The sequence below is a fragment of the Gulosibacter molinativorax genome (assembly GCF_003010915.2).
Taxonomy (GTDB): Bacteria; Actinomycetota; Actinomycetes; order Actinomycetales; family Microbacteriaceae; genus Gulosibacter; species Gulosibacter molinativorax.
Genome location: NZ_CP028426.1, coordinates 2,119,061 through 2,144,520 on the forward strand (window position 1 = coordinate 2,119,061; position 25,460 = coordinate 2,144,520).

Genomic DNA, 25,460 nt, shown 5'->3' on the forward strand with positions numbered 1-25,460 from the left:
AAGTTCAGCTTCCAGACGGCCGAATGGTTGCCTGCGGCGCCATTCGCCAGGCGGTCGTCCCGCCGAGGCGAAGCCCGGTGATGACCTTTCAATACGCTGACAGCTACCTCGCCGAGACACTCGCGTATGAGCTTTCGCCCGATTTGCCACTCGATCGGTCCATTCACGTCCCTGCAATCCACCTCAACACGTTCCACGCCTTTCGCGATGTTCAGCCAGACCGCTGGGGACAGAGACTCATCGAGTCTGCGGAACGCCGCGATGCCCGGGCCGCAGGCCGTGCACCACGGCGACTGACCGACCTCGATATTCTTCTGCGCATTCCGGATGAGACAAGACAGGGCGCGCTCCGATTCCTCAAGGAGGGGGAGCCCGCGCCTCCCTCGGCCGATATTGCACCAGTGGAGCGACTTCCTTGGGTTGCTGCGGTAACCGGACGCATTGAGACAGACGACGCGCTCGACGAGCAGGCACTCAGGCTCTTACCGACGGGCACCGGTGCAGGTGGCGCGCGCCCGAAGTTCACGGTTCGCCTGCCATCGGGCCGACTGGCGCTCGCAAAACTCCCCAGCCGTTCCGACCGCTGGGATGTGGCGCGCTGGGAAGTGGCGACTGCCCGAGCTGCTGTCGAGGCGGGAATTAGAGTTCCCGAGATCAACTATGTCCCCGGTCACGAAGGCAGCGATGGAATCACCGTCATCGATCGATTCGACAGGGGGATCGACGGTCGCCGCATTGGCTACAGGAGCGGAGCCGGGCTACTTGAGCTCACGGATGCGACTGACTATTCGTATGCGGATCTCGCGTCGGCGGCTCTGGCCGTTTCAACGCGACAAGACGAGCTTGGCGCGGAACTCTTCCGCCGTGTGGCATTCACGGTACTGGTCAACAATGTTGACGATCACGCCCGAAATCACGGCTTCCTGCGAACCGAATCTGATTGGGAGATCTCACCTGCGTTCGACGTCAATCCGCATCCTGCCCCTCTTGAAGCAACGCCGATCGATCGAGACGACGACCCCACGAACCGAGACTTAAGGCGGCTCATCGCCGACCGAGACCGCTATGGCGTAAGTCTCGACCTTGCGCGGGAGTCGATTGCACTGGCGATCGAGGCCGCTGCCAGTGTGCCCGGAAACGCCCGCGAGCTCGGCGCGACCGACAGGGAACTCGACTACTTTGCAGACATATTCGACGAAGTGCGATTCGAGGATGCGCGAGCGCTGATCGGACCGCCGGGGGCGGTCGACCCACGCGCAACCGGAAAAAGCAGAGCTCGCGACGCACTCGGACGGTTCACCCCATCCGAGTAATACTCGCGCTCAATCCCCAGTTCGGCGAGCAAACGTTGTTCGCCAATCCCGAATTCGGCGTGTGCCCGGGGCGCGCTACTTCGTCTGGGAGTCCGTGAACTTGGCGACTTGGTCCTCGAGGTCCTGCGTCTCGACCGCGACGAGGGTGTTGATCTCGTGCTGCCGGGCGAGGGTTTCGACCTCGTCGAATGCGCCGCCACCCTCAATGAGCGCAACGATTGCCTCATGCTCTTCCAGCGTCGCGAACGCGCGGCCCGGTGCCGCCCAGAACGCGGATCGACGAATCACCTGCATCCGCATCCACTCGGCGTCGAGCAGAGTGTTGAGGTGCTCGTCCTCGCTCTTCTCGTAGAGCACGCCGTGGAATTCTCGGTTCAGCTGACCGAACGTCGCAGTGTCGAAACTCTCGAGAGCCGTGCGCATCCGCGCGTTCAGCTCGCGCGCTTCCGCAAGATCATCCGCGGTGAGGTTCGGCGCCGACAGCGCGGTCGCGAGGCCTTCGAGTCTCGACAGCACGCGCAACGTTCCCTTCCACGCGTCGCCGTCGAATCGCTTGACGGTAGCCCCGACGTTCGGCGTGATCTCGACCCACCCCTCAGCCTCGAGGCGCCGAAGCGATTCGCGCCAGGGGCCCGAACTGATCCCATACTCTCGCGACACCTGATCGATCACGATTCGGAATCCGGGGACGAATGTGCCGTCGGCAATGCGGGCTTTGAGAATGTCGTATGCCTGCTCGGACTTGCTTTTCGTGCTGGCGGCTTCGTTGCTAACCATCCTTGAATCCTAATAGAAATCACAAGAGATTTCTTCAAGAATCCGACGAGATGTGTTCGCAGGCAGAAAAACGAGAGCAGCGCGTGCAGGCGCTGCTCTCGTTTTCGAGTGCTAGTTTGTTAGTGGATTCGGGGACCGTAGTCGTGGCCGCGACCGTGGTGGCGCCGCTCTTGGGGGCCGCCGTGACCTTCGTGGCCGCCGCCGCATCCACCGCGACCGCCGCCATGACCGCGCCCGCCACCGTGACCACCGTGCCCGCGACCACCGTGACGACGGGAGTACATCCCGGCATAACCGTCGGGCGCGTATTCGGACATCTGGGACATCCAGCGCTCGAAGCGCTCCTCCCCCATCCGCGCGCGGGCCTGCTCGCTCCAGCGGTCGAAGTCCTCGTCGAGAACTTCACCCTCCGCCTCGAGCTGCGACTCAAGCTGCTCGATGATGCGGTCGAGGAATCCCTCGAGCTGCACCTGCTCCTCCTCGGTGAGTGCCGAGAACGCATCCGGATGCTGCGGCTTGAGCTGCTCAGTGTTCCGCCCCTCTTCGGTCAGGCGGATGAGGATGACGCGCTTGTCTTCTTCGGACGGCTCGCGGGCAATGAGCCCGGCGCGTTCGAGCTTCCCGAGGAGTTCGTTGAGCGAGGCAACCCGCATGCCGAGGATGAACGCGAGGTCCTTCGTCGGGACGGCATCCTGGAGCTTGAGCGCCGCAAGGATGCGGCCCTGGCCGCGAGTCGGGTCGGATGCATGCCCCGGCCCGACGTGCTCGCCGAGGCCTCGGCCGGAGTCGGGACGGTGGGAGCCGCCGCGATAGCCGCGGGGCTTCATAAGACGTGAAACGTGTCGAAACTTCTGAAAAAGTGTTTCGGTATCCATGAGTTGGATCCTTTCGTAAAGTTGCTGGTACCTGTAGTTCTGGTACCTGTTGAATAATCTACAGGCCCCAGTTGGAAATAGCAACAGGTACCTGCGAAAACTTTTTCAGGCGGACACAACGATGCGCCCTTCCCCTGGTTTCCCAGGGGAAGGGCGCGCGGGCTGGCCGGGCACTACTCGCAGAACGCAGGTGCCTCGTCGACGTTGTCGGCGGTCACGAGCAGCACTGGCGACTGCGCGACCTTCTCGCCGTCGGGGTTCTCGAGCAGTCCCACGGCGTTGATCACCGAGTTCGCGCCGAGCTGCGCCGCCGAGTCCGACACCGTCGCGGCAAAGGTGCCGTCAGTAACCGCCTGGAGGCCGGGGTCGGTGCCGTTCGTCGTGACGATCTGCGCATCCGAACCGGCGGCGTCGAGCGCGGTCTGCACGCCGAAGGCCATGTCCTCGTTAAGCACGAACACGTAGTCAAGATCCGGGTTCGCCTGGATGATGTTCTCCGCAGCTTCCTGCGCCTTGCCGCGGTTGAACATGCCCGGCTGGTTCGCCACGACGGACACATTCGCGTCGAGCGCTTCTTCGAAACCGGCCGCAACGAAGTCGCTGGACGCGCCCGGCGCGCCCGCCACAACCGCCGCCGTGACATCCGCACCGGCGGCATCCTCGTCGACCCAGTCGGCCGCAAGCTCGCCCACGTGGGCCAGGTCGACGACCGTCGCGCCCAGCACCGAGTCGAGGTCTTCGGTCATGACCGCGGTCAGATAAATCGGTACACCCGCATCCGTCGCGGTGCGAATCGCACCCTCGAGCGAGTCGACGCTGACCGTGTTCAGCACGATCGCATCCACACCGCGCGAGATCATGTCTTCGACATTCGCAATCTCTTGGGTCGCATCCTGTCCGGAAGATGCCGTGAGAATCTCGACGCCGGCCTCAGCTGCACCGGATTCGGCACCGTTCAACAGGCAGGTGCCCCACTCATTGTCGGCGCTGCCAATGAACCCGACAGTGAGGCCGCCGCTCGCCTCCGCGCCGCCAGCATCCGCGGTCGCGCCCGTGTCGCCGCCGGACGAGCATCCTGCCAGAAGCAAGCCCGTGAGTGCGACACCCCCGCCAGCGAGGAGCCCATAACGTCGATTCTTCATGATGATTCCTTTCTCGAAGCACGCCGTCGTGCCTCACGATCCGGCCGGTGCGGCCGGATCGATGTGATGGATATAAAGGGGATGGAGCTAAAAGGGGATGTGGTGAGAGGTAAGCGGCCGGAGCGAGCTCAGACTTTTCGCCGGCGCCACTGCACGACGTTGAGGATCGCAGCGATGAGCAGCACCGCGCCGACCGACATGGCCTGGAAGTAGCTCGAGACGCCGAGCAGGTTGAGCGCATTAGCGACAATGCCAAGCAGCAGCACGCCGAGCACCGATCCGAGGATGCTGCCCTTACCGCCTACCAGCGACGTGCCACCGATGACCACGGCCGCGACGGCCTGCAGTTCGAGGCTGAGGCCGCCGATCCCCGGGCTTGCCGCGCCGAGCCGTGCGAGGAGCATGACCCCGGCGATGCCCGCGAGCATCCCACCCATCGAGTACAGCAGGATCTTGTTGCGCGCCACCGGGATGCCAGTGAGTCGGGCGACCTCTTCGTTGCCACCCATCGCGAAGGTGTTGCGGCCGAAGGAGGTGTAGCGCAGGACGAGAGCCACGACGACGCAGATCACGATGGCGGCGAGCAGGATGTACGGGATGCCGAGAATCGCACCGTTGCCAAACTCGTAGAGCTTGTTCTGGGCCGAGACGCTCAGTCCGTCGATGACGACGAGTGCGAGACCGTCGAGCAGGGTCGCAGTGGCGAGGGTTGCAACGAATGGAGTCACCTTCGTATAGGTAACGACGATGCCGTTGACGAAGCCGATCGCGGTCGCGCAGATCAGGCCGATCGTAATGGCGAGCAGCGTGGGCACTTCTAGGGTCAGCATTTGCGCGACGATGCCCATCGTGACCGCGAGGTTGCTGCCGAGCGAGAAGTCGATCCCGCCCGAGATCATGAGCATCGTGAGCCCCGCGGCGATGACCGCGAGCACGCTCACCTGCTTCAGCACGTTCAGGATGTTGTTCGTCGTCAGGAAGGCATCGGTGCCGATCGAGGTGATGATGACCGCGATGATGATGACGACAATGAGGCCGATGTGAGCCGTATTGAGCGTGCTCAGCTTCGGTGCAGCGGACTTGGTGATCGCGCTCACCGGCGCGGTAGTGGTGTTCTCAGGCACGAGCGGGTTCTCCGATAGTGAGTGCGACGAGTTCGTCACGGGTGACAGATTCGGCGTTGCGTTCCGCGACGATGCGGCCGCCGTTGACGACGATGATGCGGTCAGCGAGGCGAAGCACCTCGTGAACGTCGGACGAGGACAGGAGGACGGCGGAGCCGCCCTCCGCGAGCTGGTCGATCTCGCGGTGAATGTCTTCCTTCGCGGCGATGTCGACGCCGTTGGTCGGCTCCTCGAGGAAGATCGCGTCGGGCTTGTCGGCAAGCCACTTCGCGAGCAGCACCTTCTGCTGGTTTCCGCCGGAGAGCATCGCGACGGCGGGATCCGCGCCAATGGTCTTGACGCCCCAGGCCTGCCGCAGCTCGCGAGCTCGGCGATGCAGGTCCTGCCAGTTCACGAAGCTCCGGCGCTCCTTGCGGTCTCGCGCCATCAGGATGTTTTCATCCACACTGAGCCCACCGACCAGGCCATTCGCAATGCGGTTGCCGGTGATGCAGCGCAGCCCGCTTCGTAGCGATTTCTTGACGCTGCCGAAGGGCACGACCTGTCCGTCGATCTCAAGCTTCCCCGAGTCGGGAATCGATCGCCCGGCCAGAGCGCCGAACAGCACGGCTTGCCCGTCGCCGGCAGGCCCCAGGACGGCGACGATCTCGCCGCCGCGAACCCGGACATTCAGCCGCTGCAACCGACGGCCCGAGCTGAGGTCTTCGAGCGCGATCCGCTCTTCACCGAGAGCGCGATCGGCTCGATCAGGGCGGGTCTGCACCACGTCGCTGCCGACCATCGCGCGGACGAGCGTCGGCACATCCAGTTCGCTACGAGGCACCGTGAGCCGCTTGCGACCGTCGCGCATGATGGTGACGCGATCTGCCAACTCGAGAATCTCATCCAGGTGGTGCGAGATATAGATGATCGCGCGCCCCTTGCTGCGCAGTAGCTTGACGAGGTCGCGAACGCGCTCCGCCGCGGCACCGCCAAGCGTGGCCGTGGGCTCATCCAGGATCAGGATGTGGCCCTGGTGGTTCTCGCGCGCAATCTCGACAAGCGTCTGTTCGGCCGACGTCAGGTTGCCGGCAAGGATGCGCGGGTCAATATCGAGCCCAATCTCGCCCAGGAGCACGCGCGCCTGCTCGTGGACCCGCTTCCAGTCGATCGCGCCGCCGCGCTTGGGGAGTCGGCCGATGAGCAGGTTCTCCCCCACGGTCAGGCTGTCCACGAGATTGCGCTTCTGCGGCACAGTGGCAATCCCGTGCTCGCGAGCCTTACGCGGGGTGAGGGAATGCACCTCCGCACCGTCGATGTACATCTCGCCCTCATTGGGCACGATGCTGCCGCTGATGACGTTGACGAGGGTGGATTTACCCGCGCCGTTCATCCCGACGAGGGCGTGCACCTCCCCCGCACGGAGGTCGAAGTCGACATCGCGCAGTGCCGCCGCACCGCCGAAGTGCTTCGAGATGCTGTGCATGTCGATCACTGTGGCGCCGCGTTCGTCCGTCGGTGGCGCTTTGAGTTGCTGATCTGGTTTCACCAGGCCTCCTGCGTCGTTGCAGTGGAAGGCGATCTACCGTGAGGCGATCGCGTTGTTGATCCGCGAGACGTCTGTGTCTCGGCGTCGTGGGACAAAGTTAGCGCGATTTCGATATATCTGCAAACATAACTTGTGGAGCGAAGGTTATATATGCCAACATATGTTCCCAAGCGATCCTCACCGTTGAGCATCGCGAAATCTGGTGCAACAGGGCACCCCCAATCACACGACAAAGGTGTAGGTGATTCGAATGACCCGAGGCAAAGCTCTCATCGTTGGTGGCGGCATTGGCGGACTCTCGACTGCGATCGCGCTGGCGAACGCGGACTACGAGGTACGCGTCGTCGAACAGCACGAGGACCTCCGCTCCTCGATTTTCGGCGTGGGCATCATCCAGCCGATCAATGCGCTGCGCGCCCTTAAGATGCTCGGCGTGCTCGACGAGTGCCTCGACCAGGGCTTCCCCGCGAAGGCGTGGGGCGCCATGTACGACGTAGACGGCAATTTCCTTCACGAGATGGCAGGCTCCAAGATCGAGGATGACGACCTCCCCCCGATGAACGGCCTCACCCGCCCGAAGTTGCACAAGATTCTCACCGACGCCACGCTCGCAGCCGGGGCCCGGATCGACTACTCGACCGCGTTCTCGGAGCTCACCGAGGAAGAGGATGGCGTCGTCGTCACCCTCGCTGACGGCTCATCCGACAAGTACGACTTCGTGGTCGGGGCGGACGGCGTCCGCTCGGCCGTCCGCCTCTACGTGCTCGACGCAGAACTGCAGCCCCGCTACATCGGCCAGTCCGCCTACCGATTGAACATTCCCCGCGAACCCGAAATCGACCGCATCATCCTGCAGGAGGGGCCGAAGGGCATGGCCGGCCTGGTGCCGATCGGTAAGGACATGGCGTACCTCTTCTTCAACGCGGAAATGCCGCGCGAGGGTCGCCCCCAGGGTGCCGAGCTCGTGTCCTCGCTGCGCGAGTACCTCTCGGACTACAAGGGCATCACCGGCAAGATTCGCGACAAGTACCTCACCGAGGATGCGGACATCGTACTTCGCCCGGAAGAGTCACTAATGGCCTACGGCGAGTGGCACAACGGTCGCGTTGTGCTCATCGGCGACGCGGTGCACGCGATTACTCCACACCTCGGACAGGGCGCCGCTCAGGCCATCGAAGATGGCGTCGTGCTCGCCGACAGTCTTGTGAACGCTGGCTCTCTCGAAGAGGCATTCGCGAACTACACTGAGCGTCGCTTCGAGCGCTGCAAGCTCATCGTCGAGACGTCGCTCGCCATTGGCGAATGGGAATGCGGCCACCTGGACGACTTCGATAACGTGGCCGCCACGAACCATGTCCTCGAAATAATGGCACAGCCGCTCTAGGCGCCAAACGCTTCGACACGTATCTCGCTGGCCGATAGGTTGCCTGACCTGTCGGCCAGCCGCATGCGCCGAGGGTTGTTAGGCTCAGCCCATGACTGACCGCCAGGATACGGTGTCGGCGGAAGAAGTTCGCGCCCCCGAATCGGATGCATCCGTTCACGCATTGACCGTGACATTACGCGAATTAGCGTGGACCGTGCACTATCGGATTCCGGATCGAGCTCAAGTGCCGTCAACCGAATTGACGCTATTGAAGCAAATCATCGATCAGCCCGGATCGACGGTCGGCCAGTTGTCGGCGGCCCTGAATATCCGGCAGTCGAATACGAGCACTGCGGTCCGCTCGCTGGTAGAGCGGGGCTTCGTCGAGCGAGTGCCCGACACCTCCGATAAGCGAGTCGTGCACATTCACGCGACGGAGCAGGGCGAGACCGAGCACGCCGAGATTGCACTCGCCTGGGCCGCCGGGCTGGACGATGCGATCGCGGCGCTATCCCCGAGCAACTCCAGCAGCTCATGGATGCACATGACGCACTGCACGCGCTCGAGCGAATCATCCGCGCAAATTAACTAAAAATAGGCCCCACTTGGCGGGGCCTATTTTTTGTGCGTATTGAAGCGGGATGCGCCCGGAGTCTGGCTGCGCTCCCACGGGCATTTGTTTCGGAAACAAAAAAAGAGGGGAACACCCAAAACGAGTGTCCCCCTCAAAAAGAAGTCCGGCAGTGACCTACTCTCCCACACAGTCCCCCATGCAGTACCATCGGCGCAAAGACGCTTAGCTTCCGGGTTCGGAATGTAACCGGGCGTTTCCATCTCGCTATAACCACCGAAACACTATCGAATTATCAACCACCACACCCCACCACGAACACCAACCCACACGGATTGACACTCGTAACAGAGCACGGCACTCGACTATATATCGAGAACCACAAAGCGGACGCAAACATCGTTACACGAATCAAATCTTCGGTCTATTAGTACCGGTCAGCTCCACACCTTACAGTGCTTCCACACCCGGCCTATCAACCCAGTCATCTACTGGGAACCTCACCCCAAAATAGGGAAGGAAGTCTCATCTCGAAGCCGGCTTCCCGCTTAGATGCTTTCAGCGGTTATCCATCCCGAACGTAGCAAATCAGCAATGCCCTTGGCAGAACAACTGACACACCAGAGGTTCGTCCTTCTCGGTCCTCTCGTACTAAAGAAAGATCTCCTCAAACTTCCCACGCGCGCAGCGGATAGAGACCGAACTGTCTCACGACGTTCTGAACCCAGCTCGCGTACCGCTTTAATGGGCGAACAGCCCAACCCTTGGGACCTACTCCAGCCCCAGGATGCGACGAGCCGACATCGAGGTGCCAAACCATGCCGTCGATATGGACTCTTGGGCAAGATCAGCCTGTTATCCCCGAGGTACCTTTTATCCGTTGAGCGACAGCGCTTCCACAAGCCACTGCCGGATCACTAGTCCCGACTTTCGTCCCTGCTCCACCTGTCAGTGTCACAGTCAAGCTCCCTTGTGCACTTACACTCACCACCTGATTACCAACCAGGCTGAGGGAACCTTTGGGCGCCTCCGTTACTCTTTAGGAGGCAACCGCCCCAGTTAAACTACCCACCAGGCACTGTCCCTGAACCGGATCACGGTCCGAAGTTAGATAACTAAAATAACCAGAGTGGTATTTCAACAACGACTCCACACCAACTAGCGTCAATGCTTCACAGTCTCCCACCTATCCTACACAAGCCATTTCAATCACCAATACCAAGCTATAGTAAAGGTCACGGGGTCTTTTCGTCCTGCTGCGCGTAACGAGCATCTTTACTCGTACTGCAATTTCGCCGAGTTCGCGGTGGAGACAGCTGGGAATTCGTTACGCCATTCGTGCAGGTCGGAACTTACCCGACAAGGAATTTCGCTACCTTAGGATGGTTATAGTTACCACCGCCGTTTACTGGGGCTTAAATTCTAGGCTTCGCCAAAGCTAACCCTTCCTCTTAACCTTCCAGCACCGGGCAGGCGTCAGTCCGTATACATCGTCTTGCGACTTCGCACGGACCTGTGTTTTTGATAAACAGTCGAGTCCCACTGGTCTCTGCGGCCACCACACCCTGTCCGGAGTAAATCCGTATAAGTGGATGGCCCCCCTTCTCCCGAAGTTACGGGGGCATTTTGCCGAGTTCCTTCACCACGATTCTCTCGATCTCCTTAGTATTCTCTACCTGACCACCTGTGTCGGTTATGGGTACGGGCAACACTGCAACCTCACGCCGATGCTTTTCTTGGCAGCATAGGATCACCGACTACGTCCCAAAAGAGACTTCCGCATCAGATCTCAGGCTATTCAGTGACGGATTTGCCTATCACTGGCCCTACATCCTTGCCCGGATACAACCATTCACCCGGCTCGGCTACCTTCCTGCGTCACACCTGTTAATACGCTACACTCACGGATTCGGTTCACAACCTCCACCCCCAAGCAACCCGAAGGCCACAAGAAGACTTCACTTGCTTAGCATCACCCGCTCGCATTGGGCGGTCACACCATCGGTACGGGAATATCAACCCGTTCACCATCGACTACGCCTGTCGGCCTCGCCTTAGGACCCGACTAACCCAGGGAAGATTAGCTTGACCCTGGAACCCTTAGTCATTCGGAGGACGGGTTTCTCACCCGTCTTTCGCTACTCATGCCTGCATTCTCACTCGCGTGCCGTCCACGATCAGTTCACACTACCGCTTCACCCAACACGCGACGCTCTCCTACCAATCCAACAAAAAATTGAATTCCACAATTTCGGTGGTGTGCTTGAGCCCCGTTACATTGTCGGCGCGGAATCACTTGACCAGTGAGCTATTACGCACTCTTTCAAGGATGGCTGCTTCTAAGCCAACCTCCTGGTTGTCACTGCAACTCCACATCCTTTTCCACTTAGCACACGCTTAGGGACCTTAATTGGTGGTCTGGGTTGTTTCCCTCTCGACGATGAAGCTTATCCCCCACCGTCTCACTGCTACGCTCTCACTTACCGGCATTCGGAGTTTGGCTGACGTCAGTAACCTTGTCGGGCCCATCGGCCATCCAGTAGCTCTACCTCCAGCAAGAAACACGCAACGCTGCACCTAAATGCATTTCGGAGAGAACCAGCTATCACGAAGTTTGATTGGCCTTTCACCCCTAACCACAGCTCATCCCCCCAGTTTTCAACCTAGGTGGGTTCGGTCCTCCACAAGGCTTTACCCTCGCTTCAACCTGGCCATGGATAGATCACTTCGCTTCGGGTCTAGAACATGCGACTCAACGCCCTCTTCAGACTCGCTTTCGCTACGGCTACCCCACACGGGTTAACCTCGCCACACATCACTAACTCGCAGGCTCATTCTTCAAAAGGCACGCCGTCACCCCAAAAGGCTCCGACGGATTGTAAGCAAATGGTTTCAGGTACTATTTCACTCCCCTCCCGGGGTACTTTTCACCTTTCCCTCACGGTACTCGTCCGCTATCGGTCACCTGGAAGTATTTAGGCTTATCGGGTGGTCCCGACAGATTCACACAGAGTTTCACGGGCTCCGCGCTACTTGGGATACACACAAACGCACACACCATGTTTCAGCTACGGGACTCGCACCCCCTACGGTCAGGCATTCAAACCTGTTCACCTACACAATGCGCAAACGCCAGCCGCCAGATAGAACGACCACGCATGTCCCACAACCCCGATCATGCAACCCCTACCTGGTATCACACACAACCGGTTTAGCCCCATCCGCGTTCGCTCGCCACTACTAACGGAATCACTATTGTTTTCTCTTCCTGTGGGTACTGAGATGTTTCACTTCCCCACGTTCCCCCTCACAGCCCTATATATTCAGACCGGAGTGACCACACACAATGCGGCCGGGTTCCCCCATTCGGAAATCCTCGAATCAACGCCCGTTTATCGACTCCCCGAGGCTTATCGCAGATTACTACGTCCTTCATCGGCTCCAGATGCCAAGGCATCCACCATTTGCCCTTAGAAATTTGATACATGAATAGAAATCGAAAAAGAATCAACAATCAAAGAATCATTGAACTTTTCAGAAACTACTTATGAAGACACCAACCAGCACCCCCTCGAAAGGGAACACCAGCGATGCTTCTAAGATGCTCGCGTCCACTATGTAGTTCTCAACATACAGTCGAACCCAACCCCACCAACTTGGTCACAACCAACCTGGCGGGAACTGGCCCGAAGAAAACCATCACACCAACCCGCCACCCACACTCAAGGGGCAACCAATTGCTGTGTCCGGTCCCCCAGGACCCAACAGCGTGCACACGTCTAACGTTCCACCCACACCCAACAACGACATTCGCGCTGTACTGGATGCTCAAAAATACTCCTTAGAAAGGAGGTGATCCAGCCGCACCTTCCGGTACGGCTACCTTGTTACGACTTAGTCCTAATCACCGATCCCACCTTCGACAGCTCCCCCCCAAAAGGTTAGGCCACCGGCTTCGGGTGTTACCGACTTTCATGACTTGACGGGCGGTGTGTACAAGGCCCGGGAACGTATTCACCGCAGCGTTGCTGATCTGCGATTACTAGCGACTCCGACTTCATGGGGTCGAGTTGCAGACCCCAATCCGAACTGAGACCGGCTTTTTGGGATTCGCTCCACCTCACGGTATCGCAACCCACTGTACCGGCCATTGTAGCATGCGTGAAGCCCAAGACATAAGGGGCATGATGATTTGACGTCATCCCCACCTTCCTCCGTGTTGACCACGGCAGTATCCCATGAGTCCCCGGCATAACCCGCTGGCAACATAGGACGAGGGTTGCGCTCGTTGCCGGACTTAACCGAACATCTCACGACACGAGCTGACGACAACCATGCACCACCTGTATACCGACTGCAAGCAGGGCGACCATCTCTGGCCGTTACCGGTATATGTCAAGCCTTGGTAAGGTTCTTCGCGTTGCATCGAATTAATCCGCATGCTCCGCCGCTTGTGCGGGCCCCCGTCAATTCCTTTGAGTTTTAGCCTTGCGGCCGTACTCCCCAGGCGGGGCGCTTAATGCGTTAGCTACGACACAGAAACCGTGGAATGGTCCCCACATCTAGCGCCCAACGTTTACGGCATGGACTACCAGGGTATCTAATCCTGTTCGCTCCCCATGCTTTCGCTCCTCAGCGTCAGTAACGGCCCAGAGATCTGCCTTCGCCATCGGTGTTCCTCCTGATATCTGCGCATTCCACCGCTACACCAGGAATTCCAATCTCCCCTACCGCACTCAAGTCTGCCCGTACCCACTGCAGACCCGGAGTTGAGCCCCGGGCTTTCACAGCAGACGCGACAAACCGCCTACGAGCTCTTTACGCCCAATAATTCCGGACAACGCTTGCACCCTACGTATTACCGCGGCTGCTGGCACGTAGTTAGCCGGTGCTTTTTCTGCAGGTACCGTCACCCCAAAAGGCTTCTTCCCTACTAAAAGAGGTTTACAACCCGAAGGCCGTCATCCCTCACGCGGCGTTGCTGCATCAGGCTTGCGCCCATTGTGCAATATTCCCCACTGCTGCCTCCCGTAGGAGTCTGGGCCGTATCTCAGTCCCAGTGTGGCCGGTCACCCTCTCAGGCCGGCTACCCGTCGTCGCCTTGGTAGGCCATTACCCCACCAACAAGCTGATAGGCCGTGAGCCGATCCAGAACCAATAAATCTTTCCAACCACAGACCATGCGGCCATGGCACCTATCCAGTATTAGCGACGGTTTCCCGACGTTATTCCAGAGTCCTGGGCACGTTGCTCACGTGTTACTCACCCGTTCGCCACTAATCCACCAAAGTAAACTCCAGCTTCATCGTTCGACTTGCATGTGTTAAGCACGCCGCCAGCGTTCGTCCTGAGCCAGGATCAAACTCTCCGTAAATGAACAACACTCCCACCAACAAAACGCCGGCGAAAGCAAACATATTCACAAACCAACCCCCGCATCACCAAAGCAACACACAGGGCTGAGTTCAATCAACTGACAAAACAAACCAACCAACCAACCAACACGGTCGGACTGGCTTTTCTTTTATCCAAAATAAGGAACCACAAAAGGATCCAAAATGGCATTAGACAATAAAAGTGCACACTGTTGAGTTCTCAAGGATCGGATGCCTACCATGTACCCAACCAACCACACCCTCACTCGGATGTTCTCTCGTGGTGGGCCTCGCGGAGGCAACTTCACTAACCTACACCAGGCAATTCCAGCATGTCAACTCGCGCACTCCCGTGAGATCTAACCGATCTTTCGAAGCCACCAACCCAACAGGGCTATTCGTGACACGCACCGAACCGTTAGGCCCTGGTGTGTTGTTCCCGTTTCCGGCAACTCGATAAGCATATGACAACCCATCGATCCCACGCAAACCCACACCCCCAAACAAGCCGACTTCCGCACCACCACGCGGCACAGAGCCTTCAACCCGGGCGTGTCAAACGCCAGTATTCGATGCTCTTTCGAGTCTCAGGAGCAATCACAGTCGATTTCAGCGTGCATCTGGCAGCCGCATCCTCAAGTGACCGCCATAGTCTTTCTCCATGCCGAGCCAAGAGTTCATCCACGAGGTCCTTGCCGTGGTTCAGCGCATCCCCGCCGGCCGAGTCATGACGTACGGCGATGTTGCCGCAGCGGTGGGCTCTAACGCTCCCCGCGCAGTTGGCATGGTGATGGCTCGGTATGGCAGCGGTGTGGCGTGGTGGCGAGTTGTTCCCGCATCCGGACTCCCGCCGCAAGGGCACTCAGGTCGCGCACTCCCCCACTATGAACTCGAAGGCACGCCGCTCGCTCGCGTGGTTTCGCCCGAGGATTATCGGATCGCTCTCACCCGCGCTCGCCTCGAACCGGATCACGAGATCTTTCGCAACGTCGAGTCTTAGCCCGCCAGCCGAGAGGAATCTTTCAGCTTGTCAACTTCCGGGCTGATCCACTCATAGCCGTTCGTTTCGAGGAACAACGTCGCGGACAAGAATGACGTTCTCTTGTTCCCATCGTGGAAATATTGAGTCGTCGCGAACCCGTGAAGCAGGGCCGCTGCTTTCTCGAATACCTTCACGAAGAGTTCCCGGCCAAAATATTCTTGCTGAGGCCGAACAGCGATGCCGCGGACGACTTCTTCATCACGCAAGAAACAGAACATGAACCTGAGTAGCTGGGTGTCGCCGCAAACATCGCTGAACACTCGCGCGCTCAGTCGCCGAAGTATGCACAAGGAAGCGTACGCGGCGCTCACCGTCCAATGGACGCCGCACCAAACGAATCCCCGTCGAACCTCGAGCACAAGCGCGGCCCGTCTCACACATTTCGCATCAGCATCACGAGTCCGCCGGGATCAGTCAACAGGACGCCTCGCGGGTTCTCTGCCACCGCCTCCAAAATGCGGCGAAGGAGGCCTACTCCGGACCGTTTGACGACGATCTCGAGGCCGTCGCGGATGCTCTCGAACAGGCACGGATTAGTTCAAGTGTGGGCAGAATGTGGGCACGGGAGCGGTCTCGCGAAACGAGAAACGAGAAACGAGAAACCCCCGACTCCGTTGGTATTCCAACGAAGTCGGGGGTTATTTCGTGGCGGTGACGGTGGGATTTGAACCCACGGTGGAGTTGCCCCCACACAACATTTCGAGTGTTGCACCTTCGGCCGCTCGGACACGTCACCGCGGACAAATATACGGGCACACTCTCCAGAAATGCAAATTCATCAGGGCTCTTTCAAAGTCCGGTGATGGTTCTGATCGTGTTCGGGCGTGTGCCAGCATGGCGCAGGGCCGCGGTGATGTTCGTCGCGCCAGCCAAACGGTGCACGGTGATCGCTAGGTTTCGGATCGTGGCCATCAAGTGCGCGGCGTTGCCGGTACGGACCTGGGAAGCATCTTCGCGGTAGGCGGTATCGCGGATCCAATGCAACCGGTTCTCGATACCCCAATGCCCGCGAATGTAGCTCGCTAGGGCGGCGGGGCTGGCCTGTTCGGGTGGCAGCGAGGTGATCACGAACACGTGCTCGCGCGTGGACTCGCGGGTGCGGGGGTTGGTGCGGTCGCGCGTCAATCGCATTGTTTGTGCCGCGTGCGGGAACCTGATTCGCGTCGGGGCGGGCAGGCAGGTCGCTTCCCAGCGAGTGATCCTGCCGTGTTTCTTCTCGGTGTCGAGAAAGCCGGGTTGGTGGTGGGCCCAGTTCTGCTGCATGATCCGATCGCGCAGTGCTCGCTGGTTCGATTTCACGGTGAAGACATAGTGTGCGCCGTGCTCGTGTAACCAGTGTGCGTGGGATGTTTGGGTGTGGAGCGCGTCCGCAGTGACGATCATCCCCTGCAGGTCACCGAGCCTGGCGAGCAGGATCGGGAAGTGCGGGATCTCGTTCGTTTTCTCCGGGATGGGTTCTTGCTCGATCACACAGCCGGTACCGTGATCGAACGCGGCCATCAGGAACACGCGTTGCCCGTTGGCGTGTTTCGCGCCGCGGACTTCTTTGCCGTCGATGGCGACGACCTTGCTGGTGACGGAGTGCTGGTTGCGGGTCCACGCGCCTAAGTGTTCGTCGAGCCAGACCGGGTCGGCGCTGGTCGCGACGCGGTGCATCGTGGCGAGGGAGGGGGTTCGTCCTGATGGGAACGGCCGGGTTTGGGCTTGGTGGGCGGCCCATTCGGTGATCATGGTGAGGGATTTTGCGCCGCAGAGTACCGCGGCCACGAAGATGCTGAGGAGTTCCGCGAATTCGTACCGGCAGCCGCGTCGGGAGCGTGGGTCTGGGGTGGTCGCGAGGAGATTGCGGAGGGCCTCGAAATCGATTTCGGGGACAGCCTCGAAGTCGGTCGGAGCAGTGGTGGTGGCGCAAATCAGGTCGATCAACGATGATGACATGTGAGAACTCCTGTGTTCCAACGGTTGTGGTAACCACCGGATTAACAGGAGTTCTCATCGGTTAAAAGCGGCCACGCCGCGCGCACGCCTCATCCAGGACTTTGAAAGAGCCCTGGCAAATTCATACGCAAAATTGGCTCGATTCCCGCGCCCTGTGGGGTGCTCCCCGGCGATGTCGGTGGGTCGGAATACCCTTACGGCATGCCTCCGAAGACAAAAGCTCGCCCCAAGTCCGCGTACGTCTGCACCGAGTGCGGGTACGAGGCCGTGAAATGGGTCGGCCGCTGCCCCGAATGCCAGACTTGGGGCACCGTCGAGGAGCGCGGCGCCACCGCGAAGGGCGTGCATTTTCAGGCGACCGCCTCGAAGCCCGCGACGAAGGCACGCCCCATCACCGAGGCTTCGGGGGTGGATGCGCACCACCTCCCCGTAGGCATCAGCGAGTTTGATCGCGTCCTCGGCGGGGGCATCGTTCCGGGTGCGGCGATCCTGCTTTCCGGAGAGCCGGGTGTCGGCAAGTCGACGCTGCTTATCGAGGTGGCTTCTCGCGTGGCCGCGACTGGCGCGAAGGTGCTCTACATCAGCGCCGAGGAGTCCGTGAACCAGGTACGGATGCGGGCGGCGCGCACCGACGCCCTGCAGCCGACGCTCTACCTCGCCAACGAAACCGACCTCGGCTCGGTGCTCGGGCACATCGAGGAAGTCGAGCCGGCGCTGCTCATCCTCGACTCTGTGCAGACCGTCTCGTCGAGCGAGGTGGATGCGTTGGCCGGGCAGCCAAGTCAGGTCCGCACCGTCGCGAGCACGATGGTGCGGATCGCCAAGGAGCGCGAGCTGCCAACGATTCTCGTCGGTCACGTCACGAAGGACGGCAATGTCGCCGGTCCCCGGCTGCTCGAGCACCTGGTGGATGTCGTGGCCCACATCGAGGGCGATCGTCAGACCGCGCTGCGGTTCGTTCGCACGCTCAAGAACCGCTTCGGCCCGACGGATGAAGTCGGTTGCTTCGAGATGGAGGGCGACGGCATGAGGGAGGTCCCCGATCCCTCCGCGCTCTTCATCAGCGAACGAGACAACGCGGTCGCCGGTTCTTGCGTCACGATGTCGCTCGAGGGCCGCCGCGCGCTGCCCGTCGAGATCCAGGCGCTCGTCGTCGCCACGCAGGCGCCAAACCCCCGTCGCGTTGTGAACGGAGTCGACGGCAACCGCGTCGCGATGGTGCTCGCCGTGCTCGAGCGTCGCATCAACCTACCGCTGAGCAAATTCGATGTGTACGTCTCGACGAGTGGCGGCGTTCGCGTCACGGAGCCTGCGGCCGACCTGGCGATTGCGCTTGCGATCGCCAGCGCTTACAAAAATCAGGCGGTCCAGCAGCGCGCGGTGGTCTTCGGTGAAGTCAGCCTCGTCGGCGAAATCCGCGGGGTGACATCGGAACGCCAACGCGTGAACGAGGCGGCCCGGCTCGGGTTTACCACACCGATCGGGTCCGGCAACGGCACGGTGAAGCAGGCGCTCGACGCGGCGCTCGTGCGGCGCGACAGTTGAGGCATCCGGACTTTCGCCGAAGGATCAACTACCACAGCCACTCTTGCCGCGCGTTAGCTAAGGCACAAGCAATGAGCTCGCCAGTAGCTAGCTCAGGGTGAAATAGACGGGGTCGGAAGTGATCCCACCAATCTTCACCGTGAGGTTGTAATACGCTCCGCCGGCGACGGCGGCCGGGCGCTGCTCATCGTCACAGGTGCTCGTGTTCGAACGCTCACGGGACCACTCAATCGCGGGCGCGGAAACGTCCTTCCCCGCGACGAGTTCGACGACCTGCGACTTCGGCTCGACCTGGCAGTGCGTCGAAACCCAGATCGTGTCGCTGCCCGACATCACCGTGTACACCTGCGAGGCGGTGCCGATGTCGATGATGCACGGCGAGTCAGAGGTGTTCTTGAGCGTCACCGAGAACTGCGGCAATTCACCTTCCGCGTAGGCTTCCGCGTCCACGACCGCCTGCACCGAAACCTCATTGTCCGTGCAGACACTCGGGGTCGGTGTGGGCGTTGGACTCGGGGTTGGTGTCTCGGTGGGTGTCGGGGTCGGTGTTTCCGTGGCCACTGGTGGTGCGGATGTACCGGCTGCTTCGGCGGCCGTCGGTGGGGGCGTTTCTTGGGAATTTCCACCCCGAACCCCACCGATGATGGCGCTTACGAGCCACCAGATCAGCGCAATCACGATGATCAGCCCGAGCAACGCCATGAGCCGTCGACGTCGGTAGACGGCCGGACTTGGCTTGCTGCGCGGACTCTTGCTCATGCCCCAAGCCTAAGGATGCGCAGCCTCACGTGACCGGAGGCGCACCGCGCAACCCGATGCCTCCACGGTGACGTGCACGTCCGCACGGACCGTGCATCCGCCCGGACCCGCGCATCTACATAGCCCCGCGCGTTCGCCGAGGCCTGCGCATCCACCACGGCGGCCAGCTTTCGCACCTGCGGAAGGCGACCAGGAAAGCCACTCGCGGCCCGCATCCGGTGTGGATGCGAGCCGCGAGTGATTAGCGAATGCTGTGGCTAGCGTTCGCTTCGGTTGCTAGAACCTATGCGCCACGCTGGCGACGGAACAGCAGGAACGAACCGCCGAGGGCGATCGCGGCTGCTGCGGCAGCAAGCAGGCCGAAGATCAGCGTGCTGTTCGCACCGGTCTGAGCGAGGTTGTCGCCCTTCACGCCGCCGTTGTCGGTGTTGTCACCGTTGTCTCCCTGAGCGCCGGTGTCGCTGTCAGCGCCATCGGTCGGGGGCACAACGCCGCCGGTTGCGTCGCCGTTAGCGTCGTCGGCGCCAGCCGAGTCGTCGGTGCCAGTTGCGTCACCGGTCGAGTCATCGTCACCGGTCGAGTCATCGGTGCCGGTCGAGTCACCGTTAGCGTCGTCCGTCGCTGCACCGTCGGTCACGGTGAAGGTGGTCGTCGCGGTCACGGTCTCGCCGTCGATCTCCTGCGAAGCGTTGATCGTGTAGGTACCGACCGGGAACGGCAGGTTCGACTCAATGACGTTGCCCGACTCATCCGTGGTCTCCCACACGAGGCCGTCGGTGAACGCACCGGCGTCGTCGGTCTCAACACCCGTGATCTCCGTCACGGTGCCATCCGGCAGCGTTACCTCGATCTTGACTGCGGCGTTCGGTGCCCAGTTCGCGCCCGCGTAGACGACGCCTTCGGCCGATTCCTCAGCGGTGTAGGTGTCCTTCTCGGCCACGATCGTGGGCTCGGCAACAACCGGAGCCTCGGTTACCTCGAGCGGAACCTGGACGGTCGAACCCGACGGGTTTGCGGTGAGCTCGAGCGTGTACGCGCCAGCGGCGAGTGCGGCCGGAACCGTGATGGTGAGCTCTGCGGTGGTGATCTCACCGTTTGCGGTCACGCCGGTGATGTCGGCCTTGCCGACTTCCTGGCCATCGATGGTGGCGACCAGTTCAGTGTTCGCGACGTGGTCAAGCGAGTAGAGGTCAACATCCGACACCGTGAAGGTGTGGGTCGCGCCCTGCTCAACCTGCGGGGTCGAACCGTCTTCGGCGAAGTAGCCGTTCAGGTTGAAGCCGTTGCGGGTCTGCTCCGGCTGAAGCTCCTTGTTCTCGAGCGACTCGACGTAGGCGATGAAGGCCGAGAGGTCGACCGAACCGGTGTCGAACTTCGAGACCGCGTTGTTCAACGCGAAGAAGTTGTCGCCACCCGCTGCGAGGAACGACGGGAGCACTACCTTGTAGGTCTGGTCGTCAACGATGGCCTCACCGTTGATGTAAACCGACTGGATGTGCGTGCCCTGCGTGGTCGCGGGGTCATCCGAGGTCGCGCCCGAGTAGGTGTAGTTGATGTTGGTCGAAAGGCCGAGCTGGAGGTACGGGCGACCCGGGACGTTGCCGTCCGCGTCGAGCTGCCACTGCTGCTCGAGGACCGTCTTGAGGTCTGCGCCGCTGAGCTCGATGATCGAGAGGTTGTTCACGAACGGCAGGACCGACTGTGCATCCTTGTAGGTGAGCGAGCCGTCGCCGAGGATGTCCGCGCGGAGACCGCCCGGGTTCATGATCGACACGTCAGCGCCCATCTCGGTGTTGGCGTTCGCCCACGTGACCATCGAGTCGGCGACGACGCCGCCGAGGGTCGATTCCTGCGCACGGTTGTCTTCAACCGCGACCGCACCGGCGTCCCATGCCTTGCCGCGGGTGATGTCCTCATTCACGACACCAACCTGCTCGGCGCCGAGAACCTCTGCCTCAGCGATCGCTGCTTCCTGGATCGCCGTGACGTTGCTGTACGTGGTCGCGGCGTCACCGGTGAAGGTTGTGGCGTCTACACGAGGCGCGTCGCCTTCGTAGGTCGGGATGACCGACGAGCTCGAGGCGACGACGTCACCCTCCGTGTTCACGTCGAGGACGATCTGACCGACGTTACCGGCGTACTCGCCGGCCTGAACGATCTGGCGGTTGTTGTACTCGTAGTTGTAGACGCGGTGCGTGTGCGCGTTGAAGATCGCGTCAACCTCGGGCGAGGTGTCGTTCGCGATTTCGGCGAACGTAGCGTTCGCGAGGTTGTTGTCGATCGGGTCGCCGTTCTCGGGACCACCCTCGTGGTACGAGGCGATGATGATGTCTGCTTCACCGTTCGACGCGTCGCCGTCCTTGAGGTCGGCTGCGACGTCGTTCACCGCGACGACCGGGTCGCCGAAGGTGAGGCCCTGGATCCCGTCGGGGCTGACGCCCGAGGGGGTCGAGGAGGTGACCGCACCGACGACGGCAACGCTGAAGCCCTGCACCTCGTAGATCTGGTACGCGTCGAGCGCGAGCGAGCCGTCTTCCTTCGTGACGTTGGCGGCAAGCAGGTGACCGAAGTCCTGCTGGATCGCGACAGCGTCGTTGACGTCGTTGTCCGCGAGGTCGTAGCCAGCGTCGAACTCGTGGTTACCAGCAGTGAATGCCTCAACCCCGAGCGCCTTGAGCGCATCGCGGGTCGGGACATCGCTGGCCACCGAAGACTCGAATTCCGAAGCACCGACCTGGTCACCGTTACCGATGATGATCGTGTTTTCCGCGCCGAACGGCTCCTGCACGTCGAGCACGTTGGCGGCGAATGCCGAGGCGTGCGTGATGCGACCGTGGAAGTCGTTGAAGCCGATCAGGTTGATCTGCGTCGTACCTTCAGTCGGGACGATTGGCGCGTTGGTCTTGAGCGCTTCTGCCTGCGCCGGGAGCGCAAGCCCGGTGAAAGCCAGCGCGCAACCGGCAGCGGCCGCGACACCACCCTTCACAAACTTTGAAACCTGAGCCACGTGGGCCTCCTTGGGTGTCTGAGACGAAACGTGCACCACTCTCACAGCTTCAGGTAACGGTTAGGTAAATATCAGCTGATTTTGACAATTGTTTTGCGCGAAAGCGGGGGCAGGTCTGTAGACCTGCCCCCGCTTTCGAAGGGATTACTGGCGCGCGATGTGCTCGCTACTTGTTGCCGTTGCCCTTGCCGTTGTTGGTGCCACCGTTGTTGGTACCGCCGTTGTTGTTGCCCTGGTTACCGTTGCCGTTGTTGCTGCCACCGTTGTTGGTGCCGCCGTTGTTGTTGCCCTGGTTACCGTTGCCGTTGTTCGAGCCGCCGTTGTTGTTACCCGGCTCGTTGCCGTTCGGCTCCTCGGGGTCGACCGGCTCCTCGGTCACGGGGAACTGCAGCGCGATGATCGCTGGGTTGTGGTCCGAAGAGCGGAACGGGGTCGTGTCATAAAGGTCCGCAACGTTGTAGTTGAAGCGGCTGTATTCGAGCGCGATGGCCTCGTTCGCGTTGATCGTCCAGATGTCCTGGTCGACGATGAGTGCGTTCGCCGCCTGCGATGCGAAGACGTGGTCGAGCGAGCCGACCGTGCCGCCGAACGAGTACGAGTACTCGGGGCCGCCGACCGTGAGGTGTTCGTAGCCCGCTGCAGTGATCGCGGAGACAGGAGCCTCGCCCGAGTACGCGTTGATGTCACCGGTGAGGAACACGAGGTCGGTGCCCTGCTGCTCCTGGAGGTCGGCAGCGAACTGGACCAGCGCATCCGCCTGGTGCGTGCGCGCGAGGTTCCAGCCGCCGACGTTGTCGTCGGTGTTCGCGTTGCCGCCGGTACCCGCGCCGCCCTTCGACTTGAAGTGGTTGCCGATCACAATGAACTTGTTCTCGTCGGAGTTGATGCCTTCGGCCGCGGGGATGAACGAAGCGGCGAGCGGCGCACGGGCACTGGCGTACTCGCCGCCCGCGGTGAACGCGGGGCTGTCGAGAATCGCGAAGCTGTCCTCGACGTAGGTCACCTCGGCGGGCTGGTAGATGAACGCGGTGCGGATGACGTCGTTACCGCTCGTAGGAACGGTGTAGTCGGCGGGGGTCGCGACGTACTCCCACTTGTCGGCGCCTGCCTCCGCGTTGAGCGCATCCACGAGCTGGCTGAGCGCGTAGTCGCGGTCGAGGCCGAAGTCAGACGAGTCCTCGATCTCCTCGAGCGAAATGACGGATGCGTCGAGCGCGTTGATCGCGTTCACGATCTTGATTTCCTGGCGGTCGAAGCTTTCCGGCGTGTAGGCGCCGCGGGGGCCGTTTCCGGTGCAGCTGTTCGTGCCGATCGGGTTACCTTCGCGGTCCTTGTAGGACGAGCAGTTGTAGTCCTGGCCGAGCGTCGTGAAGTAGTTCAGGACGTTGAAGGTCGCCACCGTGACATCGCCGCGGGTGGTGAGGTTCGGCGCATCCTCGCGGACGTCTTCGAACGTGACGGGCGAGGTCTCGGTGCCCTTGACCGGTGCGGTGGGCTGGAAACGCCACTCGTCGAAGCCGTAGTCGAGGATGACGCCGCCGTTAAAGTTCGTGCTCGCACCGATAGACACCGGGGTGTCGAGTGTGAGGTACGGCAGCGGCGAGTTCTTCGCGGCTGTGTTGGTCATGTAGTTCCAGGTCTGGCCGTCGTCGAGCAGAACTCCGCGGGCCTCGTTGCTTGCAGCCTGGGCCTCTGCCTCGGCCGAGCCGGGTGCGCCGACCTCGGTCGGGGTGAGGAGGAGGCCTTCGAAGCCGAGGCCGATCTCGCCGAACTGGTTGAGCGAGTAGTTGTCGGTGACGACGTAGTCACCCTGCGGCGCGAGGAGCATACCTTCGAAGAGCTCGCGCTCAGCGTCGGTCTCGGGCCAGGCCGGGAGCTCAACAGCGATTGCCTCGCCGAGGGCCTCTTCGCCGGTGAGCACGGTGGTCGAGGTCGTCGTAATCTGGGTTGCCTCGAAGTATTCGCTGACCGAACCGGTCACCTCGACCGAGTCGCCGATCTGGACGCCGCCGGCGAAGCTGCTGCCGCCGTAGACGAACACGCCGGTGGATGCGTCGTGGGTGGCGAGGTCTACCGCGCCCGGCTCCTGGATGTAGAAACCGTTTTTGCTGCCCTGGCCGGTGTAGACCGCGGTAACGATACCCTCGGTCGTAACAGTCTGGCCCGCGAGCGGAGATGCCGAGCCGGTGCCCTGGACGTCAGAGATTTCGGTGATCTCGCTCGGGTCGACGGGCTCTTCGGGATCTACCGGCTCCTCCGGGTCCGTCGTGCCGCTGCCCGAGTTCTGCGGGGTCGGCGTCACGGCCTGGAAGTCGGCGCGGTTATCGTCCGTGTCGACCGCCGAGTCCTTGCGCTGCGCGGACGTGCTGTTCGACGTGGTCGGTGCGGGCGCCGAACCCTCGAAGATTGTGGTGTTTCCGTAGCCGACGAGGTCCACTCGCGCGCCGGAAGCATCGCGAAGCTCCGACCCGCCAGCGGTACCGGCGTAGGGCTGGTTACCCACCGCATCCGGCGTCGGCAGTGCCTCAGTGCCGCCGGTGCCGGCCGCCATCTGCACGAGGAAGTAGCCGCCGGGCTCGACCGTAGAGCCCGCGGGGAGCGTGAAGGTGTCGCTTTGCGCGTTCCCCGAAGCGGAGTAACGAACGATCTGGTAGCCACCGACGTCGATCGGAGTGGTCGAGAGGTTGTAGAGCTCGACGAAGTCGTTCGTCAGCGTGGCACCGGAGTTACCACCGCCGCCATAGACCTCGCTGATGACCACGGTCGACGATGCCGCCGCGGCGGGCTGCGCCGGAGCGAAAGCGGTAATACCGCCGAGCCCCAGTGCCGCAGCCAGGGCGCCGATGCCCAGCTTCTTCAGATGTGTACGCACGGAATTGATTCCTTAATTGCCAGGTTGAACACGAATTGCGCCCGAACATACTTGGCTGAAACGACCCTGCGGTAAACGTCACAATTCAATTACGCAGCGAACACTCCAGCCTGCGTTTACTTGGCATTCACCTGCGGCTGGGCGAACATTCGACAATCCGACCGCAGCGACGCATCCAACACTCTGGCATCCAACACTCTGGCAACCGCGCGACCCCGTCGCGCGG

General features: G+C 61.3%; 15 protein-coding genes, 1 tRNA gene and 3 rRNA genes. 5 read left to right on the plus strand and 14 right to left on the minus strand.

What is annotated here, in order from left to right; genetic code table 11:
• Positions 1-80: 80 nt before the first annotated feature.
• Positions 81-1,313: a type II toxin-antitoxin system HipA family toxin gene (locus GMOLON4_RS09855; protein WP_169516489.1), complete on the plus strand. Its 1,233-nt coding sequence runs from the start codon at positions 81-83 to the stop codon at positions 1,311-1,313.
• A 75-nt stretch (positions 1,314-1,388) separates the two neighbouring features.
• Here GMOLON4_RS09855 and GMOLON4_RS09860 read toward each other — a convergent pair whose 3' ends face one another.
• The 5 genes from GMOLON4_RS09860 to GMOLON4_RS09880 form a co-directional block, all read right to left on the minus strand.
• A complete protein-coding gene (locus GMOLON4_RS09860; protein ID WP_026936500.1) occupies positions 1,389-2,090 on the minus strand; it encodes a GntR family transcriptional regulator in 702 nt (233 codons plus the stop codon).
• A gap of 119 nt (positions 2,091-2,209) precedes the next feature.
• On the minus strand, positions 2,210-2,965 hold the full coding sequence (locus GMOLON4_RS09865) for a MarR family winged helix-turn-helix transcriptional regulator (RefSeq protein ID WP_051266579.1): 756 nt from the start codon (positions 2,963-2,965) through the stop codon (positions 2,210-2,212).
• Between the two features lie 173 nt (positions 2,966-3,138).
• A complete protein-coding gene (locus GMOLON4_RS09870) occupies positions 3,139-4,107 on the minus strand; it encodes a sugar ABC transporter substrate-binding protein (protein ID WP_051266581.1) in 969 nt (322 codons plus the stop codon).
• Between the two features lie 128 nt (positions 4,108-4,235).
• Positions 4,236-5,231 carry an ABC transporter permease gene (locus GMOLON4_RS09875; RefSeq protein WP_051266594.1) on the minus strand — a complete coding sequence of 332 codons (996 nt, stop codon included), beginning with the start codon at positions 5,229-5,231 and terminating at the stop codon, positions 4,236-4,238.
• Positions 5,224-6,759: a sugar ABC transporter ATP-binding protein gene (locus tag GMOLON4_RS09880; RefSeq protein WP_035732381.1), complete on the minus strand. Its 1,536-nt coding sequence runs from the start codon at positions 6,757-6,759 to the stop codon at positions 5,224-5,226. The genes GMOLON4_RS09875 and GMOLON4_RS09880 overlap by 8 nt, the downstream gene beginning before the upstream one ends.
• Positions 6,760-7,009: 250 nt before the next feature.
• Here GMOLON4_RS09880 and GMOLON4_RS09885 point away from each other — a divergent pair, with 250 nt between their 5' ends.
• Both GMOLON4_RS09885 and GMOLON4_RS09890 read left to right on the plus strand, forming a co-directional pair.
• Positions 7,010-8,143 (plus strand): FAD-dependent monooxygenase, encoded by a 1,134-nt coding sequence (locus GMOLON4_RS09885; protein ID WP_026936504.1) that lies wholly within the window; start codon positions 7,010-7,012, stop codon positions 8,141-8,143.
• 91 nt (positions 8,144-8,234) lie between these two features.
• Complete coding sequence (locus tag GMOLON4_RS09890; protein WP_265415363.1) at positions 8,235-8,717, plus strand: MarR family winged helix-turn-helix transcriptional regulator; 483 nt, start codon at positions 8,235-8,237, stop codon at positions 8,715-8,717.
• A gap of 143 nt (positions 8,718-8,860) precedes the next feature.
• Here the strand turns inward: GMOLON4_RS09890 and rrf are convergent.
• From rrf to GMOLON4_RS09905, 3 genes are all read right to left on the minus strand, one after another.
• Positions 8,861-8,977, minus strand: a 5S ribosomal RNA gene (gene rrf / locus GMOLON4_RS09895).
• Positions 8,978-9,103: 126 nt separating this feature from the next.
• Positions 9,104-12,180 (minus strand): 23S ribosomal RNA (locus GMOLON4_RS09900).
• 361 nt (positions 12,181-12,541) lie between these two features.
• Positions 12,542-14,070: ribosomal RNA gene (locus GMOLON4_RS09905) — 16S ribosomal RNA — on the minus strand.
• Together the 16S, 23S and 5S rRNA genes form the textbook arrangement of a ribosomal RNA operon.
• 662 nt (positions 14,071-14,732) lie before the next feature.
• On the opposite strand from GMOLON4_RS09905, the gene GMOLON4_RS09910 reads away from it, so the two are divergent.
• Positions 14,733-15,071, plus strand: a complete 339-nt coding sequence (locus GMOLON4_RS09910; protein ID WP_035733985.1) for an MGMT family protein — start codon at positions 14,733-14,735, stop codon at positions 15,069-15,071.
• On the opposite strand, the gene GMOLON4_RS09915 is transcribed toward GMOLON4_RS09910, so the two are convergent.
• The 3 genes from GMOLON4_RS09915 to GMOLON4_RS09925 form a co-directional block, all read right to left on the minus strand.
• The gene (locus GMOLON4_RS09915; protein ID WP_169516552.1) at positions 15,068-15,319 is read right to left on the minus strand and encodes a type II toxin-antitoxin system death-on-curing family toxin; all 252 of its coding nucleotides are present in this window, start codon (positions 15,317-15,319) and stop codon (positions 15,068-15,070) included. The two genes, GMOLON4_RS09910 and GMOLON4_RS09915, sit on opposite strands and share 4 nt — an antisense overlap.
• 440 nt (positions 15,320-15,759) lie before the next feature.
• A tRNA-Ser gene (locus GMOLON4_RS09920) sits at positions 15,760-15,849 on the minus strand.
• A gap of 53 nt (positions 15,850-15,902) precedes the next feature.
• Positions 15,903-17,051, minus strand: coding sequence for an ISAs1 family transposase (locus tag GMOLON4_RS09925; protein WP_106486788.1), 1,149 nt, complete (start codon positions 17,049-17,051; stop codon positions 15,903-15,905).
• A 201-nt stretch (positions 17,052-17,252) separates the two neighbouring features.
• On the opposite strand from GMOLON4_RS09925, the gene radA reads away from it, so the two are divergent.
• The gene (gene radA / locus GMOLON4_RS09930) at positions 17,253-18,596 is read left to right on the plus strand and encodes a DNA repair protein RadA (protein WP_026936426.1); all 1,344 of its coding nucleotides are present in this window, start codon (positions 17,253-17,255) and stop codon (positions 18,594-18,596) included.
• An 87-nt stretch (positions 18,597-18,683) separates the two neighbouring features.
• On the opposite strand, the gene GMOLON4_RS09935 is transcribed toward radA, so the two are convergent.
• The 3 genes from GMOLON4_RS09935 to GMOLON4_RS09945 all read right to left on the minus strand — a co-directional run bounded on the left by GMOLON4_RS09935 (position 18,684) and on the right by GMOLON4_RS09945 (position 25,234).
• Positions 18,684-19,355, minus strand: coding sequence for a hypothetical protein (locus GMOLON4_RS09935; protein ID WP_026936425.1), 672 nt, complete (start codon positions 19,353-19,355; stop codon positions 18,684-18,686).
• 283 nt (positions 19,356-19,638) lie between these two features.
• Positions 19,639-22,362, minus strand: a complete 2,724-nt coding sequence (locus GMOLON4_RS09940; protein WP_051266508.1) for a bifunctional metallophosphatase/5'-nucleotidase — start codon at positions 22,360-22,362, stop codon at positions 19,639-19,641.
• A gap of 166 nt (positions 22,363-22,528) precedes the next feature.
• Positions 22,529-25,234, minus strand: coding sequence for an ExeM/NucH family extracellular endonuclease (locus tag GMOLON4_RS09945; protein WP_051266506.1), 2,706 nt, complete (start codon positions 25,232-25,234; stop codon positions 22,529-22,531).
• Between the last annotated feature and the right edge of the window lie 226 nt (positions 25,235-25,460).

What these genes read in the sequence shown, in the direction of transcription:
- GMOLON4_RS09885 (WP_026936504.1), top strand. Translation starts at nt 7,010, where the DNA reads ATGACCCGAGGCAAAGCTCTCATCGTTGGTGGCGGCATTGGCGGACTC.
- radA (WP_026936426.1), top strand. Translation starts at nt 17,253, where the DNA reads ATGCCTCCGAAGACAAAAGCTCGCCCCAAGTCCGCGTACGTCTGCACC.
- GMOLON4_RS09925 (WP_106486788.1), bottom strand. Translation starts at nt 17,051, where the DNA reads ATGTCATCATCGTTGATCGACCTGATTTGCGCCACCACCACTGCTCCG.
- GMOLON4_RS09865 (WP_051266579.1), bottom strand. Translation starts at nt 2,965, where the DNA reads ATGGATACCGAAACACTTTTTCAGAAGTTTCGACACGTTTCACGTCTT.
- GMOLON4_RS09890 (WP_265415363.1), top strand. Translation starts at nt 8,235, where the DNA reads ATGACTGACCGCCAGGATACGGTGTCGGCGGAAGAAGTTCGCGCCCCC.
- GMOLON4_RS09860 (WP_026936500.1), bottom strand. Translation starts at nt 2,090, where the DNA reads ATGGTTAGCAACGAAGCCGCCAGCACGAAAAGCAAGTCCGAGCAGGCA.
- GMOLON4_RS09910 (WP_035733985.1), top strand. Translation starts at nt 14,733, where the DNA reads ATGCCGAGCCAAGAGTTCATCCACGAGGTCCTTGCCGTGGTTCAGCGC.
- GMOLON4_RS09935 (WP_026936425.1), bottom strand. Translation starts at nt 19,355, where the DNA reads ATGAGCAAGAGTCCGCGCAGCAAGCCAAGTCCGGCCGTCTACCGACGT.
- GMOLON4_RS09855 (WP_169516489.1), top strand. Translation starts at nt 81, where the DNA reads ATGACCTTTCAATACGCTGACAGCTACCTCGCCGAGACACTCGCGTAT.
- GMOLON4_RS09870 (WP_051266581.1), bottom strand. Translation starts at nt 4,107, where the DNA reads ATGAAGAATCGACGTTATGGGCTCCTCGCTGGCGGGGGTGTCGCACTC.